The 18,487-nt window shown below is 48.8% G+C and carries 20 protein-coding genes and 1 pseudogene; 7 read left to right on the forward strand and 14 right to left on the reverse strand.

From position 1 onward, the window contains the following. The 8 genes from Q7P41_RS02605 to Q7P41_RS02640 all read right to left on the reverse strand — a co-directional run bounded on the left by Q7P41_RS02605 (position 1) and on the right by Q7P41_RS02640 (position 5,988). Entirely contained in the window at positions 1–2,214 is a 2,214-nt protein-coding gene (locus Q7P41_RS02605) for a polyribonucleotide nucleotidyltransferase (RefSeq protein ID WP_303881904.1), read from the reverse strand. A gap of 41 nt (positions 2,215–2,255) precedes the next feature. Continuing rightward, the gene (rpsO, locus tag Q7P41_RS02610) at positions 2,256–2,516 is read right to left on the reverse strand and encodes a 30S ribosomal protein S15 (protein ID WP_303881906.1); all 261 of its coding nucleotides are present in this window, start codon (positions 2,514–2,516) and stop codon (positions 2,256–2,258) included. A 133-nt stretch (positions 2,517–2,649) separates the two neighbouring features. Beyond that, on the reverse strand, positions 2,650–3,303 hold the full coding sequence (gene jag / locus Q7P41_RS02615; protein ID WP_303881907.1) for an RNA-binding cell elongation regulator Jag/EloR: 654 nt from the start codon (positions 3,301–3,303) through the stop codon (positions 2,650–2,652). A gap of 22 nt (positions 3,304–3,325) precedes the next feature. Continuing rightward, the gene (locus tag Q7P41_RS02620) at positions 3,326–4,126 is read right to left on the reverse strand and encodes a YidC/Oxa1 family membrane protein insertase (RefSeq protein ID WP_303881909.1); all 801 of its coding nucleotides are present in this window, start codon (positions 4,124–4,126) and stop codon (positions 3,326–3,328) included. 9 nt (positions 4,127–4,135) lie between these two features. Beyond that, positions 4,136–4,387, reverse strand: a complete 252-nt coding sequence (gene yidD, locus Q7P41_RS02625) for a membrane protein insertion efficiency factor YidD (protein WP_303881910.1) — start codon at positions 4,385–4,387, stop codon at positions 4,136–4,138. Next, complete coding sequence (rnpA, locus tag Q7P41_RS02630; RefSeq protein ID WP_303881912.1) at positions 4,380–4,784, reverse strand: ribonuclease P protein component; 405 nt, start codon at positions 4,782–4,784, stop codon at positions 4,380–4,382. Before rnpA ends, yidD begins: the two co-directional genes overlap by 8 nt. 5 nt (positions 4,785–4,789) lie before the next feature. Next, positions 4,790–4,927, reverse strand: a complete 138-nt coding sequence (gene rpmH / locus Q7P41_RS02635) for a 50S ribosomal protein L34 (RefSeq protein WP_303881913.1) — start codon at positions 4,925–4,927, stop codon at positions 4,790–4,792. 128 nt (positions 4,928–5,055) lie between these two features. Next, the gene (locus tag Q7P41_RS02640) at positions 5,056–5,988 is read right to left on the reverse strand and encodes a DUF445 domain-containing protein (protein ID WP_303881914.1); all 933 of its coding nucleotides are present in this window, start codon (positions 5,986–5,988) and stop codon (positions 5,056–5,058) included. 151 nt (positions 5,989–6,139) lie between these two features. Between Q7P41_RS02640 and rpsT the strand changes: the two genes are divergently transcribed. After that, entirely contained in the window at positions 6,140–6,442 is a 303-nt protein-coding gene (gene rpsT, locus Q7P41_RS02645; RefSeq protein WP_303881916.1) for a 30S ribosomal protein S20, read from the forward strand. On the opposite strand, the gene Q7P41_RS02650 is transcribed toward rpsT, so the two are convergent. From Q7P41_RS02650 to radA, 5 genes are all read right to left on the reverse strand, one after another. Then, the gene (locus tag Q7P41_RS02650) at positions 6,427–7,362 is read right to left on the reverse strand and encodes a DNA polymerase III subunit delta (protein WP_303881917.1); all 936 of its coding nucleotides are present in this window, start codon (positions 7,360–7,362) and stop codon (positions 6,427–6,429) included. The genes rpsT and Q7P41_RS02650 overlap by 16 nt on opposite strands. Beyond that, complete coding sequence (leuS, locus tag Q7P41_RS02655) at positions 7,362–9,836, reverse strand: leucine--tRNA ligase (protein ID WP_303881918.1); 2,475 nt, start codon at positions 9,834–9,836, stop codon at positions 7,362–7,364. Before leuS ends, Q7P41_RS02650 begins: the two co-directional genes overlap by 1 nt. A gap of 66 nt (positions 9,837–9,902) precedes the next feature. Next, positions 9,903–10,712 carry a slipin family protein gene (locus tag Q7P41_RS02660; RefSeq protein ID WP_303881920.1) on the reverse strand — a complete coding sequence of 270 codons (810 nt, stop codon included), beginning with the start codon at positions 10,710–10,712 and terminating at the stop codon, positions 9,903–9,905. Beyond that, positions 10,693–12,018 carry a nodulation protein NfeD gene (locus tag Q7P41_RS02665; protein ID WP_303881922.1) on the reverse strand — a complete coding sequence of 442 codons (1,326 nt, stop codon included), beginning with the start codon at positions 12,016–12,018 and terminating at the stop codon, positions 10,693–10,695. Before Q7P41_RS02665 ends, Q7P41_RS02660 begins: the two co-directional genes overlap by 20 nt. Beyond that, on the reverse strand, positions 12,015–13,355 hold the full coding sequence (gene radA, locus Q7P41_RS02670) for a DNA repair protein RadA (protein WP_303881923.1): 1,341 nt from the start codon (positions 13,353–13,355) through the stop codon (positions 12,015–12,017). Before radA ends, Q7P41_RS02665 begins: the two co-directional genes overlap by 4 nt. Positions 13,356–13,621: 266 nt before the next feature. Between radA and Q7P41_RS02675 the strand changes: the two genes are divergently transcribed. From Q7P41_RS02675 to hisIE, 6 genes are read left to right on the forward strand one after another with little or no spacing between them, the layout of a single operon-like run. Further along, the gene (locus Q7P41_RS02675) at positions 13,622–14,830 is read left to right on the forward strand and encodes an ATP phosphoribosyltransferase regulatory subunit (protein ID WP_303881924.1); all 1,209 of its coding nucleotides are present in this window, start codon (positions 13,622–13,624) and stop codon (positions 14,828–14,830) included. Next, the gene (gene hisG / locus Q7P41_RS02680; protein WP_303881926.1) at positions 14,823–15,470 is read left to right on the forward strand and encodes an ATP phosphoribosyltransferase; all 648 of its coding nucleotides are present in this window, start codon (positions 14,823–14,825) and stop codon (positions 15,468–15,470) included. Before Q7P41_RS02675 ends, hisG begins: the two co-directional genes overlap by 8 nt. Next, a complete protein-coding gene (locus Q7P41_RS02685) occupies positions 15,463–16,029 on the forward strand; it encodes an imidazoleglycerol-phosphate dehydratase (protein ID WP_303881928.1) in 567 nt (188 codons plus the stop codon). The genes hisG and Q7P41_RS02685 overlap by 8 nt, the downstream gene beginning before the upstream one ends. 38 nt (positions 16,030–16,067) lie before the next feature. Next, on the forward strand, positions 16,068–16,781 hold the full coding sequence (locus tag Q7P41_RS02690; protein WP_303881930.1) for a 1-(5-phosphoribosyl)-5-[(5-phosphoribosylamino)methylideneamino] imidazole-4-carboxamide isomerase: 714 nt from the start codon (positions 16,068–16,070) through the stop codon (positions 16,779–16,781). Then, on the forward strand, positions 16,774–17,535 hold the full coding sequence (gene hisF / locus Q7P41_RS02695; protein WP_303881931.1) for an imidazole glycerol phosphate synthase subunit HisF: 762 nt from the start codon (positions 16,774–16,776) through the stop codon (positions 17,533–17,535). The genes Q7P41_RS02690 and hisF overlap by 8 nt, the downstream gene beginning before the upstream one ends. A gap of 5 nt (positions 17,536–17,540) precedes the next feature. Next, a complete protein-coding gene (hisIE, locus tag Q7P41_RS02700; protein WP_303881933.1) occupies positions 17,541–18,179 on the forward strand; it encodes a bifunctional phosphoribosyl-AMP cyclohydrolase/phosphoribosyl-ATP diphosphatase HisIE in 639 nt (212 codons plus the stop codon). Between the two features lie 12 nt (positions 18,180–18,191). Here the strand turns inward: hisIE and Q7P41_RS02705 are convergent. After that, a pseudogene (locus tag Q7P41_RS02705) lies at positions 18,192–18,487 on the reverse strand (hypothetical protein); the annotation flags it as partial.

Below are 18,487 nucleotides of genomic sequence, written 5' to 3' on the forward strand. Positions count from 1 at the left end.
TTACTCCCTTTTCGGTCTGGGGCGACGGCCTCTTTCTGTCTCTCTCTTCTTTGGCAAATTCTTGTTCAAAGAAGAATCCCTCTTTTTTTCTTCCTCTAAAAAGGCTAACATCTCGGGGCTCAAGGGGAAATCGTCCGGCCTTTCCAAGATCTTTCTCCTGCTCAAATTTACTCGACCGAGCTCGTCGATCTCCTTGACCACCACCAAAACAGGGTCACCCACCTTGAAAAAGTCCTCAATCTTTGGCACATGAGCGGAGCTGACCTCACTTATGTGAAGCAATCCTTCTTTACCCGGAAGCAATTCGACGAAGGCCCCAAAGTTCACCAACCTCGTCACCTTGCCGATGTACACCTCTCCGGGCTCAACTTCCTTCGTCAAGGACTTGATTATGGACATGGCCTCATTTGCTGCAGCTTCGGATGAAGCAGCAATGTACGCGATGCCCTCGTCTTCGATATCGATCTTGACGCCCGTTTTTTGGACGATACTTCTGATCGTCTTGCCACCGGGCCCTATGACGTCTCTGATCTTTTCGGGATCAATGTTCATCGTATATATGCGCGGGGCATATTGAGACAGCTCATCTCTTGGCCGCTCGATGACACTGTCCATTATCTCCAAAATTTGAAGTCTTCCCCTTTTGGCTTGTCCTAAGGCTTGGACCAATATTTCCCTAGTAATCCCGCCCGCCTTATTATCCATCTGGAGCGCCGTAACGCCGTCACAAGTTCCCGCCACCTTAAAATCCATATCGCCGTAATGATCCTCAAGCCCCTGAATATCGGTCAAGATGGCACACTTTTCTTCTTCTTTTATCAACCCCATGGCAATTCCGGCTACGCTTTTTTTGATTGGGACACCGGCATCCATGAGGGACATGGAAGCTCCACAAACGCTTGCCATGGAACTCGAGCCGTTGGACTCTAAAATGTCGGATACAACTCTTATTATGTAGGGAAACTCGGATTCAGGCGGAATTAGAGGTTTTACCGCTCTCTCGGCAAGAGCGCCATGTCCGATCTCGCGCCTGCCGGGTCCACGCATGGGCCTAACCTCTCCAACGGAAAAGGGCGGAAAGTTATAGTGCAACATGAAGAGCTTTGGCGGTTCATCCAGCTTAAGCCCGTCTAATATCTGTTCGTCCTCGCCAAACATTCCAAGCGTCGTGGCCACCAGTGCCTGCGTTTCGCCTCTGGTAAACACCGCAGAGCCATGAACTCTGGGCAAAAAGCCAACTTCGCACGTGATGGGCCTGAGCTCATCCATGGCCCTGCCATCTGCCCTCATTCCTTCGTCCAGAATGAGAGACCGCATTGCCTTTTTGACGAATTTCGTCACGACTTCAGAAATGTAACCCTCATGTTCGGGGTAGGTCTCTTTAAACTCTTCCCATGCTTTTTCTTCTATGGCCTTAATGGCGTTGCTGCGTTCTTTCTTGGCATGTATTTTAACGGCTTCGTATATTTCGCCATAAAGCTTTGTCTCCACGAATTCCTCTATTTCCTGCACCTTTAATGGAGCGGGCAATTCGTACTTGGCCTTTCCGACCTCTTCTTTCATTTTTAACTGAAAATCCACAAAACGTTTAATTTCCTGCTGAGCCAATTCCAATGCATCGATCAATACCTCTTCCGACACCTCGTTGGCACCGCCTTCGACCATGGTAATTCCTTCCTTGTGACCGGCCACCACTAGGTCGAGCTCGCTTCTTAGCATGTCTTCTTCCTGTGGGTTTACAGCTAAACGTCCGTCTATATAGCCAATGCGAACAGCCCCGACCGGACCATTCCATGGTATGTCAGAAATGACGAGCGCCACCGAAGCTGCGTTTATGGCCAAAATATCAGGGGGGTTAGCCTGATCCACCGACAATACTGTAGCGACAACATGAACGTCATTTTTCATGTGCTCAGGAAATAGCGATCTTATTGACCTGTCTATGAGCCTGGCGCTCAAGATGGCCGCATCGGAGGGCTTTCCCTCCCGCTTTATGAAACCGCCAGGTATCTTTCCAGCAGCGTAGAAACGCTCTTCGTAATCTACGAGCAGCGGGAAAAAGTCCACATCCTCTCGCGGCGTATCTTCCATGCACGATGTAACCAAAACGGCCGTATCGCCATGACGAGCATAAACAGCACCGTTAGCCTGCTTAGCAAGATATCCCGTCGAGAAAGCGAACGCAGCCCCTCCTACCTCTATCTCAAAACGCATGCAATTTCTCCTCATTAAATTTTCCATCAAATTCTCCATCTTTAACGACGCAGTCCTAATTTTTCGATTAAAGTTTTATACCTGTTAAAATCTTTCTCCTGCAGGTATTTAAGGAGCTTTCTTCTTTTTCCCACCATTTTGAGCAGCCCTCTTCTTGAGTGAAAGTCCTTTTTATGGACCTTCAAGTGCTCTGTAAGGTAGCGAATGCGATAAGTAAGAATAGCTACCTGCACTTCGGGCGAACCCGTGTCGGCGCTGTGAATTCTGTACTCCTCGATAATCTTCTGCTTCCACTCTTCCATCACACAATCACCTCGTCAAAAAAATCCCTTGACCAAGAAGGACGTTAACCGAACCACCTAGTCGAGGGTATGTGTCAATATTAACATCACAACTAAAGCGACGCAAGCACCTCTTGCTCTATTAAATTCTGCTTTAATCTCTTCTGGCGCCTTCTTTTCTAACCTTCGCAGTTGGCTTCGGACAAACTAACACACGTCTGCGGGGCTCTTGCCCCACCGAACGCGTTTCTACGCCATCCATTGACTGCAACGTCATATGAACGATCCTTCGCTCCCAGTTTGACATGGGTTGAAGCCCTACAGGCTTGTTTTTGTCAATAGCTTTTTTTGCAGCGGATGCAGCTATCCGCCTGATGCTTTCTTCCCGCCTATCGCGATAGCCATTGCTATCCAAGCGCACTCTAAAATTTACTCCAGCGCTTCGATTGAGCATAAGGTTAACCAAGCGTTCCAAGGCCATCAAGGTCTCGCCATACCTTCCGATGGCGATGCCCACATCGTCGCCGCTTATATTTATAGTGTGGTCATCCTTCAGGGACAAAGACACATTTAAATCCATCTTTTCCAGCAACTCTGATAGTATTTTTCGCGCCCTTAGCAAACCCAGAGAGCAGGCGGGCCTGGCTTCCACTTTCAAGCGCTTGCCCAAAATGCCAAAAAGCTTTTTTTCCTCCTCCAACAAGTTTACGATCACATCGCTCGAGCTTATTCCCCACTCCTGCGCAGCAATCATTTTTGCTTCCTCCAGGGAAGAAGCTTCCACGACAATAACTTCCTTTTCGCTCAAGGGATAATCGCCCCACCTTTCTCTAAATGTCCTTTGATTTTTCGGCCGATCGCGGTTTCTCCTTGTACAAGGCGGGTTTCTTGGTCGCCTCATCAGAAGTTTTACGCTGCACCCACACCTGCTGCACCACGCCTATCAAGGAAGACACTCCCCAATACAGCATAACACCTCCGGGAAGATTGAGGCATATAAACATCATAAACAGAGGCATGAACCAACCCATAAAGGCAGCTTGCTCGGTAGCGGCAGCTCCGGCAGTTATCCTTTGTTGAAACCACATGACAAAGCCTATACCAAGCCAAAGAATCAGCGTCCCTCCGTACACGCTGAAGTTCAAAAGACCTGCCGGGTTTGAAGAAATGGCATTTATAACTGTCGTTATGCCGACCTTGGGGGCCGTTGAACCTAAGGCTTGACCCAACAGTGCCAAAAGAGAATGTTCCAGCGATATGCCAAGGAAAAACTCGCCTCCAAAGTCGTAATTCATTATCACCCTAAAAAGAAGGATCAAAATCGGCAACTGCACCAACAAGGGCAAGCAACCCGCGGCAGGATTAACCCCGTATTCCCTGTAAAGCTTCATTATCTCTTGGTTTAATTTTTGCTTGTCATCTTTATACTTTTCCTGCAAAGTAATAATACGAGGCTGAATCTGCTGCATTTTCTTCATGCTGACGAGCTGCTTGTGCGAGAGAGGGTACAGCAGCACTCTTATCAAGATGGTTAGAAGTATTATAGCTACTCCATAAGAATGACTGATACTATAAAAGAAGTTAAGCACTCCCAAAAGCAAATCAGTACCCAATTGCCACAAAGAACCCAATATTTTCACCTACCCTGTTTCTCGATCTGTTCCGGGAACGGGATCATATCCTCCCGGCTGCCATGGACCACAACGACATAACCTCTTTGCGGCCAACCAGCCCCCTCGAATTATACCCCACCGTTCGACCGCTTCAATGGCGTATTGAGAACACGTCGGGTAATAACGACAGTTCCGCCCCAACAAGGGCGATATGAAATGCTGATAAAACTTGATCAAGCCTATCAGCATTTTTACAGATAAAGCAGATGCTTTACCCATTTTTTTCGTCCTTATTCTCCCATGGGGTAAAATCGATGCCTGGCCATTCTATCCGCATGAGGCCTTCTTGCTTACACAAACTTGCCATATCAAAATAGATCTCTCGCGCTCCCTTTTCCAAACCTGAAGTTGAGAGTAAAAATACTATCCAATATCCCTCTTTTAACCAGGGCAGGAGACGCCTCGCTGCTTCCTTAAGCATGCGTCTACCCCTGTTTCGCGCCCACGACTTGGCTTGTTTTTTCCCAACGGCAACGCCGATGCGAGTTTCCCCGTCAGGAGATGCGACATATAACACCTTGACGTATTTGCCGCGAGCCTTTTTGCCCCTACTAAACACGTAATTAAACTCTTCCCTGCGACGCAACCTAGCTGATTTTGGATAACCAAAAGACATCGCCCTTAAACTGTCAACCTTTGACGTCCTTTGCGCCTCCTGTTGCGAAGAATGCGTCGGCCGCTTGGAGAACTGGAACGAGCCAGAAACCCCATTTTGCGCTTGCGAGGCCTGACATGTGGTTGCAAGGTCCTCTTGGGCACGTACAGCACCTCCAATCTCGACACTAAGAAATTATACGAAACTTTACCAATAAAGGAGCCAGGATACTATATCATAAGCGGCGTTCGGGTAGCAACACCTTGTTTCGTGGGATCCAAGAAAAAAGGTTTTAAAGGACGAACCAAATCCCCATGCATAAGCCTATCAGCGAACCAACTATGCCGCCCCACATTTCGATCCAAAACAGATATCTGTGTGCCAACTTCTCGAGGTAAAGTTCGACGTCTCCTTCTTCCACCTCACCTAAGGATCTTTTGGCTAATTCCCCAAGGTCTATCTTTGTCAGCACCTTTTGAATAATCCTTTCAAAGGTTTCCCTAAAAATATTTAACACTTCTTCTTCTTCCCATGATATCTTAGAAAGCATGGCAGCTACTTGTCTTTGAATTTCTTTTAGCCCCTCTTCTCCCTGCAAAAAATACCTCCATCTGTCCTTGACGAGAGAAACTATCCATCGCGTCAAATTCTCCACTCGAAACAAGCCTACCTTGGAGGCTAAGGAAAGTATAAAGTGGGATTGCTCAACCTCGATCAACCTTTCTCTTACCATTTGCTCAAATCCAGGGCTGTCAAAGAAATCGGTCAGAGGTTCTTCAAGAACCTTAAGCAACGCCCTCAGGTTGTCTTTTCTCAAATAAAGCCGCATTACCTCTCTTTGAAGTACTGGACTTACCGACTGAAATAGGGTCTCGTCGCTCACGGCTTGCCTTAAAGCTTCGGGCGTGAGGAGCCTGTTTCTCAGCTCGTCGGCAAAGGTGTTGAGTATGCGTTCCCTGTTTTTTGCTATGACGCCGCTTCCCGGGACAGCTATGCCAATTAAGGGGATATACATTGGACGAAAAAGCATCTTGACCGCCAATATGTTCGTAAATATTCCAACGCCACCCGATACCCCTACGGCGCTTATCAATTGACCCCACGGATATCCCCTTATGCTCAAATAAATTCCTGCTGCGGCAGCAATCACGAAGCAGGCGGACGTCAAGTTTCTTATGAAGTCCAACACCTTGGACCCTCTTTCATCATCACCAATATGAATCATGCTTCAACCCCCAAGCTTGCACACACTTTTTAGAAAAACGCGCCTTAGATTAAAATATATCGTCAAGGGCAAAAATGTTGCCTTGAGACATAAAACCATGGTAGAATGAGCAGCGCTTGAATAGGATCGACGGGGAGGTGAATAACAAAAGATGCCCAATACAAAGTCGGCAACCAAAAGGATACGCGTTGGAGAAAGAGACAGGATGTATAATCGCGCCTGGAAGACAAGGACCAAAACTGCCGTGAAGAAAGTCGCTGCGGCAGTCGAGGAGAAAAATTTAGACCTGGCAGTCCAGCTTTTCAACGAGGCTCAATCCGTCATCGATAAAGCAGTCATTAAGGGAGTCATACACAAAAACACAGCTGCTCGACGCAAAGCCAGGCTTGCCAGATTGATTGCCAACCTCAAGGAAACACCCGAGATAAAACCCCCCACTCAGGAAAACGACTGATGGGAAAAAGGAGGTTGGGTCCGGATCATCTCCAAAAGGATCAACTCCAGGCCCAACCAGCCTCTTCCCATCCCCATTTTTTCCGCTCCCGACAGCAATGCCAAGGATGCAACAGCCTTCCAAAGAGTTTTTTTATCGTAAAGTTTCGCCGCAACCCGAGCCATCTTGCTTTGGTAAAACCTCGCACCCAAAGCATCCAAGGATTTTTCTCCGAAGGAAGCCAAGAAAGAAGCCAATCGAAGCCTGTTGTAGATGGCTGCAATGACCATCAGAAGTTCCGCACCTTTTTGTACTTGCTTTAGGGCAAGTATCACAGCTTTTTCGTCTTTAAAACACAGGTCATCCAAGAGACGAAACAGCGCGCGCGATCCTTCATCCTTTGACAATTCCTTTACGAGATCCAAAGTTACGGTCTTACTCTCAGCCAAGAGAAGCTTTTCGATCTCAGTGGCCATCTCTTCAGGATCTTCGATCCATTCATCGAGCAAAATGGCTGCTTCCTGTGTCATAGTCATGCCTTTTTCCGCCGCCATATCCATGATATGCTTGATGCGATCTTTTTTGCGGTGAGGCGGCTTCCTGGACGGGATTAATGTCACCTTCTCCATCATTTTCTTTGGAAAGGCGTTGCACCTGTTCCCATATACAAGTAAAACCACATTTAAGGCGCCCTTTCCTTCAAGCCAGCCCTCGAACTTGCTTGGGAATGGCCCTAAGGCCTCGGCATCGTCAACAAGATAAGCCAACCGGTCCATAAAAAGGCCCCGCGTAGAAGTCATGGCAAGAAGCTCATCCCATGTCATCGATCCGTCAAGCTTGCCCGCCAGTTCGTAACCATGGGCCTTTATCTTCTCCAGGACGTGCGTTACTACACTTCGTTGGTGAGGCGAGCCCAATTCCACCGCAACAAAATGAGGCACTAACGCTTCACCACCAGATTTATCAACTTGTCGGGTACCACTATGGTCTTTACCACATCCAGCCCCTCTATCCTCCTTTGAACCTTCGGATCCTCAAATACCCTTCTCACCATCTCATCCTCGGACAACCCGGCAGGAAGGACGAGCCTTTCGCGAACCTTTCCATTTATCTGTACAACTATGGTGATCTCGTCTTCCTTTAAGGCTTCCGGATCAACCTCGGGCCATGACTGCTTTGCGACCATACCTTTATGTCCCAACATATCCCAAAGCTCCTCGCAAATGTGGGGCACGAAGGGAGAAAGACATACCACCAGAGTTTCCGCAGCCTCGCGCAAGAGGGACCAATCAGTCTCGTCCTTAGGCTCGTAGGAGTTCATCTCATTGAATAGCTCCATAAACCTGGCAACTGCCGTGTTAAACTGCCTTTCTACTTCTATATCCCTGGTCACAAGTTCTATTGTCTTATGAATCCTTCGTTTTAAGTTTCTCTTATCGGGCTCAACCAATGAATCCATGGCAATGGGCGTGGGATCGGCATTGTTTAAGCTTTCAATGTTTTCCTCCATGTAACGCCATAGTCTCGACAAGAACCTATGTGCACCTTCAACGCCCCGATCGGACCACTCCAAGTCCTTGTCCGGTGGAGAGGCAAAAAGTATAAAAAGCCGTGCCGTATCGGCTCCATAGCGCTTGATTATGTCATCCGGGTCGACAACATTTCCCCTGGACTTTGACATCTTTGCACCATCTTTTATCACCATGCCCTGCGTGAGCAGGTTGATAAATGGCTCCCTGAAGCTAACCAATCCCATGTCTGCCAAAACCTTGGTAAAAAAGCGCGAGTATATTAAGTGCAGGCAGGCATGCTCAATGCCTCCTATGTACTGATCTACGGGCATCCAATAGTGCACCTCGTCATCAAAGGGTTTATCGTCGCACCAAGGAGAACAAAATCTCAAGAAATACCAAGACGAACATACGAAAGTATCAAGGGTATCGCTCTCCCTCCTAGCAGGCCCACCGCACTTGGGACATGTCGTATTGATCCATTCCTCCAAATGGGGCAAGGGACTGCTGCCCTCCTTGGGCATTTCGACATCCGTTGGAAGGATGACGGGAAGGTCTTCTTCAGGAATGGCCACGATGCCGCAGCGATCACAGTAAACGACCGGAATGGGCGTTCCCCAATAACGCTGACGAGACACCAGCCAATCGCGAAGCCTGTACTGGACTTCCTTTTTGCCAAAGCCATTTTCCTCGGCCCAGTTGGCCATCGCTTCTAGGGCTTCGCTGGTCGTGAGACCGTCGAACTGTCCTGAATTGCAAGACAAGCCTTCTTCCTCAAAGGCACGCGTCATATCTTCAATATCCCCGTCAACCGGTCGCACAACCCATATTATGGGGATGCCATACTTTTGAGCAAACTCGAAATCCCTCTGATCATGCGCAGGAACTCCCATCACCGCCCCCGTGCCGTACTCCATGAGAACATAATTAGCTATCCAAAGGGGAACAGATTTTCCGTTAGCGGGGTTTATCGCGTAAAACCCGGTAAAAACGCCTTCCTTCTCCGTCTCTTGCAAGCGCGCAGATGTGACGTTCGTGTTTGTGACCCTTTGGACAAAGGATCCTACAGCATCCTCGTGGGGGCTCAAGGCCATGATCTTTGACACCAAAGGATGCTCCGGAGAAAGGGCGATATAGGTCACTCCAAATATGGTATCTACCCTGGTGGTGAATGTCTCGAGCGTTTCTTCTAGCTCGGGGACTTCAAATTTAAGCCTCACGCCCTCGGAGCGCCCTATCCAATTTCTTTGCATTATCTTGACATTTTCCGGCCACCCCGGAAGGTCGTCTAAGCTATCCAACAGCTCCTGGGCATATTTCGTCGTGGCAAAAAACCATTGCTCAAGCTTTCTTTTGGTTACCTCGCTCCCACATCTCCAGCAGTGACCGCCCTCAATGACCTGCTCGTTAGCAAGCACGGTCCGACAGCTGGGACACCAATTGATTGGAGATTCTGCCCTGTAAGCCAATCCTTTCTCGTAAAGTTTCAGGAAAAACCACTGATTCCAACGGTAGTAACTGGGGTGACAAGTAGTTATTCGCCTCCTCCAATCGTAGCTGCATCCCATGTTCTTCAATTGCTCCGTCATCTTCTCGATGTTGTTCCACGTCCATTCGTAGGGATGCACTCCATACTTAATGGCAGCGTTTTCCGCAGGAAGGCCAAAGGCGTCAAATCCCATAGGATGAAGGACGTTGTATCCTCGCATCGTCAAGAACCTGGCCATCAGATCACCGATGGAATAGTTTCTCAAATGACCCATATGCAAAGCCCCACTTGGGTACGGAAACATCTCTAAACAATAAAATTTAGGCTTACTCTCATCGGGGTTAACGTAAAAGGTACCCTCACTTTCCCACTTTTCTTGCCATTTAGCTTCGATAGCAGCAAAATCGTAAGGCATATCTTCGACCTCCTCTAACGCGAAACTGAGCACAATTATACATCAAGATCTCAAATTTCAGGATACTTAAACTTCACGCTCATCCTTGTTTTTACTTTCTTTTGCGCCTCCCTTGGAAAAGGCATTCAAAAATTCAACAGGGAAGGGAACTATTATAGTAGCATTTCTTTCGCTCGACATTTCCTTTAAAGTTTGCAAATAGCGCAACTGTAAAGTAATTGGAGAAACTTCCATCAACTTCGCTGCCTGTGACAACGTTTCCGCGGCCTGAAATTCGCCTTCTGCGTTTATTATCTTGGCCCTGCGTTCTCGCTCGGCCTCGGCCTGTTTGGCCAGAGCGCGTTTCATGTTATCGGGCAATTCAAGCTCTTTTACCTCGACGGCGGACACCTTGATGCCCCAGGGATCGGTCCTCTCGTCTATGATTCGCTGAAGCTCTACGTTGATCCTCTCCCTTTCGGACAAAACTTCATCCAACTCGGATCCCCCAACCACGGACCTCAAAGTTGTCTGAGACAGCAAACTGGTGGCCATGATGTAGTTTTCGACGGCCACAACGGACTTGATCGGATCCATTACTCGGAAATATACGACTGCGTTCACCCTTATGGGAACGTTATCCCTCGTTATAACTTCCTGCACCGGGACATCTATGGTAAACACGCGAAGGTCAACCCTCACCAATTTATCGACTATCGGAATTATGACTATGATCCCAGGTCCTTTGGGATCCATAACCCTTCCCAGCCTGAAGACGACACCTCTCTGATATTCCGGGATTATCTTAATCGCCGAAGTAAGGATTAAGATAATTATGATTACCGCGCCCAGATAACCTCCCAGGCTGAATATCGCCTCAAATATTGCGTCTAACATCTTCGTTCCTCCCTCCGTCATTCCTTTTGACTTTCAATACAAAGCCGTCGACGGATTCAACCACTACCCATTCGTCCTTGCCTATAAGGCTGCCGTCGGTGCTTTTGGCCTTCCAATATTCTCCGCGACAAAAGACCGTGCCCTCTGGGTTTAAATCCTGAACGACCTTACCCGTCATTCCCACAAGTTCTTCCCGGCCAGAAGCCACCTTACGCTTCATGGCCCTTAAAACTGCCCAAGCTGCCACGGCAAAGAAAAGGGACAAAACTATGATTGCACCCGCCAAAAACGTCATAGAAAACCTCAAGAGCTCACCCCCCGGCGCCCTATATATTATGAGGCTACCCACGATAAGAGCCACAGCTCCGAAGGCACTTAAAATTCCTATGCCGCCTATAAACAGATCAAGCACCATGACGATGATTCCCGCGACGAGCAAGATGACCCCGGCCCAGTTTAAGGGCAGCATCCTCAAGCCATAAGCCCCCAGCAACACCATGATCGCTCCGGCCGCACCCATTACAAACCCGCCGGGCGAAAGAACCTCAAATATTATGGCGTATATACCCAGGACCAAAAGCAGGTAAGCTACATCAGGACGAGAGATGAACTCCAGAGCTCTTAAGCGTGCCGGCATTTCCTCGTAAAACACCTTGTAATTGGACAAGTCCAAAGTAACGTCTCCTGTTGCCAGGTTTACGGTGCGCCCGTCAATCGCGGCCATCAAGCTTTCTAGATCTGCTGCGACGCAGTCTATGACGCCTGCTTTCAGCGCCTCCTCAGCCGTCAAAGAAAGGCTTTCCGTAACCATCTTTTCAGCAACATGGGTGTTTCTTCCCCTGGCACTCGCAAGGGAGCGCATCTGCGCTGCAAGGTCGTTAGTTATTTTTTCTCCCATCGTATCATCAACATCACCACCTGAGGCAAGCACGGGGTGAGCAGCTCCCATGCGGGTACCCGGCGCCATGGCAGCAACGTGAGCGGACATTACCAAAAAAGCACCGGCAGAAGCAGCCCTGGCACCGCTGGGGTAAACCCACAGGACCACCGGAACCCGAGCCTGCGTTATTTGCTTGGTTATCTCCGTCATTGACGTAACGAGTCCTCCCGGAGTATCAAGTTCAAAGACAACCAGATAAGCCTCCTCTGCAGCGCGATTTAACACGTCTATAACGTAGGTCTCCATTACGGTCCCAACGGTACCATCCAAGGGCACAACCATCACCAAAGCGCTTTTTTCGGCAGCCCCGGCTTGACAAGCAAGTAACGCGACGACCAACAAAAGCAAACACAATAAGCGTTTCATGGAAACATCATCCTCACCGCCTCTTTCAGGCTTTCAACGCCTGTTTGCCTTATACTGCCGCTTTTTCCTACTCTTTCATACCTGCTCATGACAATTTTTTTAAAGCCCATTCTCTCGGCTTCCCTCATCCTCAGAGAAGACCGTGCCACTGGTCTTACTTCACCAGCCAATCCCACCTCGCCTATGAAACATACATCCGGAGGTATCGGGCGATCTATGATCGATGAAGCTATGGCCATAGAAAGGGCCAAATCAACCCCTGGATCTTTCGTCGTAAGGCCTCCCACGACGTTGACGTAGACGTCAAAATTTCTCGCGCTAAGCCCCGCTCTTTTTTCCAGCACAGCCAAAAGAAGGTGTAATTTGTTGACGTCTATGCCTCGAGATGTGCGTTTAGGATACATAAATGGCGTTGAGCAGGCCAGGGCTTGAAATTCTGCCACCAAAGGCCTCGATCCTTCAAGTACCATCCCCATCGCGACGCCGGCCTCAGCAATGGGAGTTTCACTCCAAAACATCTTGCTAGGGTCGAAGACGGGCACCAAACCGCCATCCGTCATCTCAAATATTCCAATCTCGTCGGAGCTTGCAAACCTGTTCTTTTCAGGCCTGAGAATCCTGTAGCGCGAAGTTTTATCGCCCTCAAAAAACAATACGACGTCCACCATGTGCTCTAAAAGCTTGGGCCCGGCTATCTGGCCGCTTTTGGTAATGTGGCCCACCATCACAACCGGTACGTCCCTAGTTTTAGCCAATTCAATGCACTTTTGAGCCGTGACTCTAACCTGCAAGGGACTTCCGGGCCAGCCGTTTTCATTTTTGTCCCTCATGGTTTGTATGCTGTCCACGAACAAAAACTCCACGTCTCCTGCAGCATCTAAGGCCTCATCGATATCATCGGTGCAAAGCAAAAACAAAGATTCGTCTTTTGCTCCCAGTCGCTTGGCTCTCGAAGCAACTTGCGAAGGAGACTCCTCTCCCGAAACGTAAAGGACCTTTTTTCCTTCAGAGGCAATTGCTATGGCACTTTGAAGCAGCAATGTAGATTTACCGACCCCGGGTTCACCGCTAAGAAGCACTACGCTACCCTCAACCCATCCTCCCCCCAAGACCCTGTCCAGCTCACTGTTCTTGGACGAAATACGAAGGACTTCCCTGACTTCTTTTAGGCTAAGTTTTTTTGCGCGAAAACCAGATCTAGGACCCCCTTGGTGGACTTCAACTTCTTCAAAAAGCGTTCCCCAAGCGCCGCAGGCCGTACATCTGCCGCTCCAGGTGAGGCTTATAGCGCCGCAATCGGCACATCTGTATCTTTTGATCTTTGAGGTCTTAGACATAAAAATCCTCCTGTTTTAAAATCTACAAAAAGCAGCTGACCGGAGTCTATTTTTCAAGCCTTTCCCAACTTTTACGCCCTATTACTTTTTTAAATAATAGCAAAGTCTTCCCACAAAGTCGACTTTCTTCGAACTTTAACCCCTTTACATAAGGTCAAACCCATGATATCATTGCCGTCAGGCAATTCCTCGTTTGAATATCATATTAAAATGTTAATTTGCAGTGTCATTTGCTGCAAAAATACAGCACAAGGTGGGGATTTCAAGTGAAGCTAACTCCGCGGGGATGCAGAAACGTAGGAGGCGACGTAGCCATGGTTGCGGAAGATTTAAGGAAGGACTTCATGGATACTTTCATACCCTACGGATACAAGCCTTTTTGGCCCGCAGGACTACAGCTGCTCGAGGCCATAACAGCTAAGGTAAACGCGAACTTGCAAAACAGATTAGTCGTCACAAACTCCTTTCACGGAGAACCCTGTGCCCTCAGGGCCGATATCACCTTAGGCGTGGTAGATTATTGTGCCTCTCATTTTGAGGCTCACGAAAGGCCCTTGCGGTTGTGCTACACGGAACGAATATATCGAAGGCCCAAATCCCCTGACAAAAACATGGAAAGACTTCAAATGGGAGCCGAACTGATAGGGTGGGAAGGAGCAGGAGCAGACGTCGAACTCATAGGTTTATTGCTGGCCTACCTCAACAAGCTCAACTGCCCTAAGATAGGGATCGCCCTAGGAGATGTTTCTTTAATACAGCGAGCGATCAAATATTTGCCTCGCGCTTACGCCATGTCATTGCTTGGCTGCCTGGAAGAAGGAAAGATGGACGAATACGCAAGGATAGCCCGAGATCTTCCCCCTTCTCCTCTGTCGATTTTTTTCGAGGAATTGCCCTGGCTTAAAGGAAACGCCGAAATACTTTATAGGGCCTCCCGGCTCTTAAAGGGCGTCGAGGAAGCGATAGAACCGCTCAAATCCATATACGCGGAACTTGTCAAAATGGGTTACGGGGACTGTATAGTCATTGACCTTTCGCTCGTAAGAGAACTTGATTATTACAGCGGTCCCATATTCGACGTTTACTTTGAAGATACGGGCATCCCCATAGGGGGAGGAGGAAGATATGACACGCTGCTTGAACGCCACGGCATGTTGGGCCAAGCTGTTGGCTTCGCGCTGGACTTAGAAGTGCTTGCCTTAAACACGACCAAGCCTACTACCGAGGCACAAAAAATACTTCTTTGGGCGCAGGGAAGCCAACCGGCTTCGGTTTTAGCATGTGCTAAGGAGATCACATCTTTAGGCTATTGCGTGGAGATCCTGTGGCGCGAAAGGGCTCCCGAGGTGTCGGAGCTGGCCAGGAAAAGGGGTTGCAATCTGCTGTTGAACTTAAACAAAAAAAGCATTACCGACTTAGTTTCAGGAGACGAGACCTTTCTGGACGACTTTCTTGGAGGAGATATTTATGATTAAAATAGCCCTACCGACGGGTAGAGTTCAAAAAGATGCGATCAAGGTCTTAAAATCGGCGGGAGTTCCCACGAACAACTTAGAAAAGGCCTCAAGGGAACTTTCCATCGACGAGGGTAATTTCAGGTTTTTCCTGGCAAAACCAATGGACGTGCCACTTTACGTCTATTACGGCACCACCGATCTGGCCTTGGCGGGAAGTGACGTATTGATGGAAGTATCGGTTAACTTGCTCGAGCTGGCCGATACGGGCCTTGGACGGTGCAGGTTGGTGGTTGCAGGGCCTTGGAGCTTAAAATCCAGGTTCGACGGCCACGAGAAGGAGCTCATGTGGCTTCGCGTGGCGACTAAATACCCAAACATAGCCGAAAGGCATTTCGCCTCCAAGGGCGTTCGCGTCGAGATAATAAAGCTTCACGGTTCGGTAGAGCTTGCTCCACAGCTCAACATAGCCGACTGTATCGTAGACATAACCCAAACGGGAAAGACCCTTGAGGCAAATGACCTCATCGTCTTAGAGGAAGTATGTCCCGTTTCATTGAAGCTCGTCTCTCGAAGATACGGAAGCGCTTCCTACTGGCGAGAATGTCTTAACATAACGGAAGGCATAAAAAATCAAGTCAGGAGGTCCGGAGATGTATGAAGCTTTTCGCAGAACTAAGGAAACAAGCGTAAAAGTTTTTTTATCCCCAAAACAGCAAGACATAAAAATCGACGTTCCCGTGGGATTTTTAAGGCATATGCTGGAGCTTTTTTTCTTTAACGCAGGAATTTCCGCCCAGATCAATGCCTCAGGCGACACACATGTTGATGACCACCATATCGTAGAAGACGTAGCTATAGTTTTAGGCAAGGCCTTAAAAGACCTTTGGACGGCCGAAGCCAGGGAAAGATATGGTTGGGCCGCCATGCCCATGGACGACACGCTCGTCATAGCAGCCTTAGATTTAAGCGGAAGGGGAAGTTTGGTTTGGAAGGGCACCTTTCCTACTCCCAAGTGCGGCGACTTCGACACGGAGCTCATACCGGAATTTTGGCGCGCCTTCAGCCGAGAAGCGGCCTTGACGCTTCACCTTCACGCCCTCTGCGTAGACAACTCGCACCACCTGGCAGAAGCAAGCTTCAAAGGAATCGGCAGAGCTTTAAGAGAGGCTTTAAAACCTTCTGAAAGACCTTCAAGCACCAAAGAGATCGTCACGTGACAAAAACAAATAGCATTATAAAACGAGTGTGATGAATCATGAAGATTTATCCTGCAATCGACATATACGAAAACAAAGTAGTGAGGTTATACCAGGGTGACTTTGGCAAATCCACCACTATAAGCGATGACCCCCTAAGGGTGGCAAAAGCCCTGGCCGAAGCAGGGTCACGGTACATACATATTGTAGACTTGGAGGGCGCAAAAAAAGGAAAACCCGTCAACGTGCACGTCATCCCGAAAATGAAGGATCTCTTTCAATGCCTGCACTATGGCGGGGGCTTAAGGAGCCCCGCGGACGTAAAGATGGCTTTAAGTATGGGAGCGGACAAAGTCATGATAGCAAGTCTCATCTGGGATAAAGGCCCAGAAAAGGCGCTCACTGCCTTTAAATCCCGGATAATACCTGCTTTGGACGTAAAAAAGGGTCTTATCGCCCTGTCGGGATGGCTTAAGACGGCGCCCATCAGGCCGGATGAAGCGATCCTGCATCTGAAAACTTTGGGATATGAGACCGTATTGGTGACGGCGGTAGAAAGGGACGGGACAAAAAGGGGTCCCGACCTAGAACTTTACGAAAAACTGCTTAAGGTAGCCCCGAAAATGAATATCATCGCAGCCGGAGGCATAGGCACCGCAAAGGACGTATGGGCTTTGGCCAAGCTCAACATCTTTGGAGCAGTCATAGGAAAAGCCTTGTACGACGGCAGCATAAATTTAAAAACACTTCTTGAGGAGGCAGCAAATGCGTGAAAAAAGAGTGATACCCTGCCTGGACATAAAAGACGGCCTTGTCGTAAAGGGCAAGCGCTTTCAAAATCTAAAACCCTTGGGAGACCCCGTCAAACTGGCCGTCAAATACATGAATGAAGGAGCCGATGAGCTGGTCTTTCTTGACATATCCGCCTCTTGGGAAAAGGGAAAAACGAACGAAAATTGGATAAAAGAAGTTGCAGACAAATTATCGATACCGTTTATCGTCGGCGGCGGCGTGGACTCGGCTGAAAGGGCTTCAAGCATCGCGGCGCTCGGAGCGAGCAAGATCTCCATAAACACGAAAGCATTGGAGGATCCGAACGTAATAAAAAAATGCGCCCTGCTCTTGGGAAACCGGGCGGTGGTCCTCGCCATCGACGCAAAGGCAACCAAAAAAGGCAAGTGGGAGGTTTACGCAAAGGGAGGAACGCTTCCTACCGGCAAAGACGTAATTGAGTGGGCAAAAGAGGGATGCAGCCTGGGAGCCGGAGAAATACTGCTTACCTCCATAGACCGAGACGGCACTGACTCAGGTTACGATCTGAAGCTCATCGAAGCCGTAAGAGAAGCCGTAGACGTTCCCTTAATAGCTTCCGGCGGAGCGGGAAGCTTGACTCATTTTATAGAAGCCCTAACGGCGGGAGCTGATGCGGTGCTTGCCGCGTCGGTCTTTCATTTCGGCGTTTACAGCATAGCACAAGTAAAAAAAGCCCTGGAAAAAGAGGGCTTTCCCGTAAGAAAGACGTGGTGAAGGTCATGAAGGAAAATGCCAATGAAAATACTATTAAAGTTAAATATGATGAAAGCGGACTCGTCCCCGTCGTCGTCCAGGATTACGTCAGCGGCGAGGTTTTGATGCTGGCCTATGCCGACGAGCGGGCCTTGAGGCTTACGCTAGAAAGCAGCGAGCTTTACCTTTTCAGCCGCTCCAGGGGCGAGCTTTGGCACAAGGGGGAAACCAGCGGCAACACGATGAAGATCCGACATTTGTGCCTCGACTGCGACGGTGATGCCGTGCTAGTCAAGGTAGACCCATGTGGGCCTGCCTGTCATACCGGAAAGAGGAGCTGTTTCTTTAATAATCTGACGGAAGAACCAAAAGGCGACGCCACGTTTTTCGGCAGGCTTTGGAGATATTTGCTCAAGCGAAAAGAAGCGGACCCAATGGAAAGCTACACGGCCAGGCTCATTAAGGAAGGACCTTCAAGGATCGCTCAAAAGATAGGAGAAGAAGGCGTCGAACTGGCCATTGCATTAGCTTTAGGTGACGCAAAACAAGTAATATACGAGGCTTCGGATCTTTTATATCACATCTTGGTGGGACTCGCAGCAGCGAACGTCTCCCTGGAAGAAGTATGGCGGGAGCTTGCGTCCCGCCACGAAGGAAACCATTAAAGAAAATTGCAACTAAGGCTCCAATTTCAGGCAAGAATTCAAGAAAGGTTCGCTTAAAACTTCGAGGTTGCCGTTGCACACTGTTAAGACGGCGACCTTTCGACGGCTAGGCCTGTGAGTTTCGGGGTCAGGACGCAAAATTTGAGAACCCAGGGGAAAGGAAGAGGCTTTTTTCATCCCCTCTTTTAATTTGGCAGGGTCACCTTCAGAGGAATTCAAGGCATTCCCAAGCCAAGAAGCAACGGCATAAGCACGCGCGGCCATGTCGGGACGTTCGACTTGAGTTTTCGTGGCGTCCAAGACTTTAA

This window comes from Acetomicrobium mobile (assembly GCF_937920065.1).

What these genes read in the sequence shown, in the direction of transcription:
- Q7P41_RS02605 (WP_303881904.1), bottom strand. Translation starts at nt 2,214, where the DNA reads ATGCGTTTTGAGATAGAGGTAGGAGGGGCTGCGTTCGCTTTCTCGACG.
- rpsO (WP_303881906.1), bottom strand. Translation starts at nt 2,516, where the DNA reads ATGGAAGAGTGGAAGCAGAAGATTATCGAGGAGTACAGAATTCACAGC.
- yidD (WP_303881910.1), bottom strand. Translation starts at nt 4,387, where the DNA reads ATGGGTAAAGCATCTGCTTTATCTGTAAAAATGCTGATAGGCTTGATC.
- rnpA (WP_303881912.1), bottom strand. Translation starts at nt 4,784, where the DNA reads ATGTCTTTTGGTTATCCAAAATCAGCTAGGTTGCGTCGCAGGGAAGAG.
- Q7P41_RS02640 (WP_303881914.1), bottom strand. Translation starts at nt 5,988, where the DNA reads ATGATTCATATTGGTGATGATGAAAGAGGGTCCAAGGTGTTGGACTTC.
- rpsT (WP_303881916.1), top strand. Translation starts at nt 6,140, where the DNA reads ATGCCCAATACAAAGTCGGCAACCAAAAGGATACGCGTTGGAGAAAGA.
- leuS (WP_303881918.1), bottom strand. Translation starts at nt 9,836, where the DNA reads ATGCCTTACGATTTTGCTGCTATCGAAGCTAAATGGCAAGAAAAGTGG.
- Q7P41_RS02660 (WP_303881920.1), bottom strand. Translation starts at nt 10,712, where the DNA reads ATGTTAGACGCAATATTTGAGGCGATATTCAGCCTGGGAGGTTATCTG.
- Q7P41_RS02665 (WP_303881922.1), bottom strand. Translation starts at nt 12,018, where the DNA reads ATGAAACGCTTATTGTGTTTGCTTTTGTTGGTCGTCGCGTTACTTGCT.
- radA (WP_303881923.1), bottom strand. Translation starts at nt 13,355, where the DNA reads ATGTCTAAGACCTCAAAGATCAAAAGATACAGATGTGCCGATTGCGGC.
- hisG (WP_303881926.1), top strand. Translation starts at nt 14,823, where the DNA reads ATGATTAAAATAGCCCTACCGACGGGTAGAGTTCAAAAAGATGCGATC.
- Q7P41_RS02685 (WP_303881928.1), top strand. Translation starts at nt 15,463, where the DNA reads ATGTATGAAGCTTTTCGCAGAACTAAGGAAACAAGCGTAAAAGTTTTT.
- Q7P41_RS02690 (WP_303881930.1), top strand. Translation starts at nt 16,068, where the DNA reads ATGAAGATTTATCCTGCAATCGACATATACGAAAACAAAGTAGTGAGG.
- hisF (WP_303881931.1), top strand. Translation starts at nt 16,774, where the DNA reads ATGCGTGAAAAAAGAGTGATACCCTGCCTGGACATAAAAGACGGCCTT.
- hisIE (WP_303881933.1), top strand. Translation starts at nt 17,541, where the DNA reads ATGAAGGAAAATGCCAATGAAAATACTATTAAAGTTAAATATGATGAA.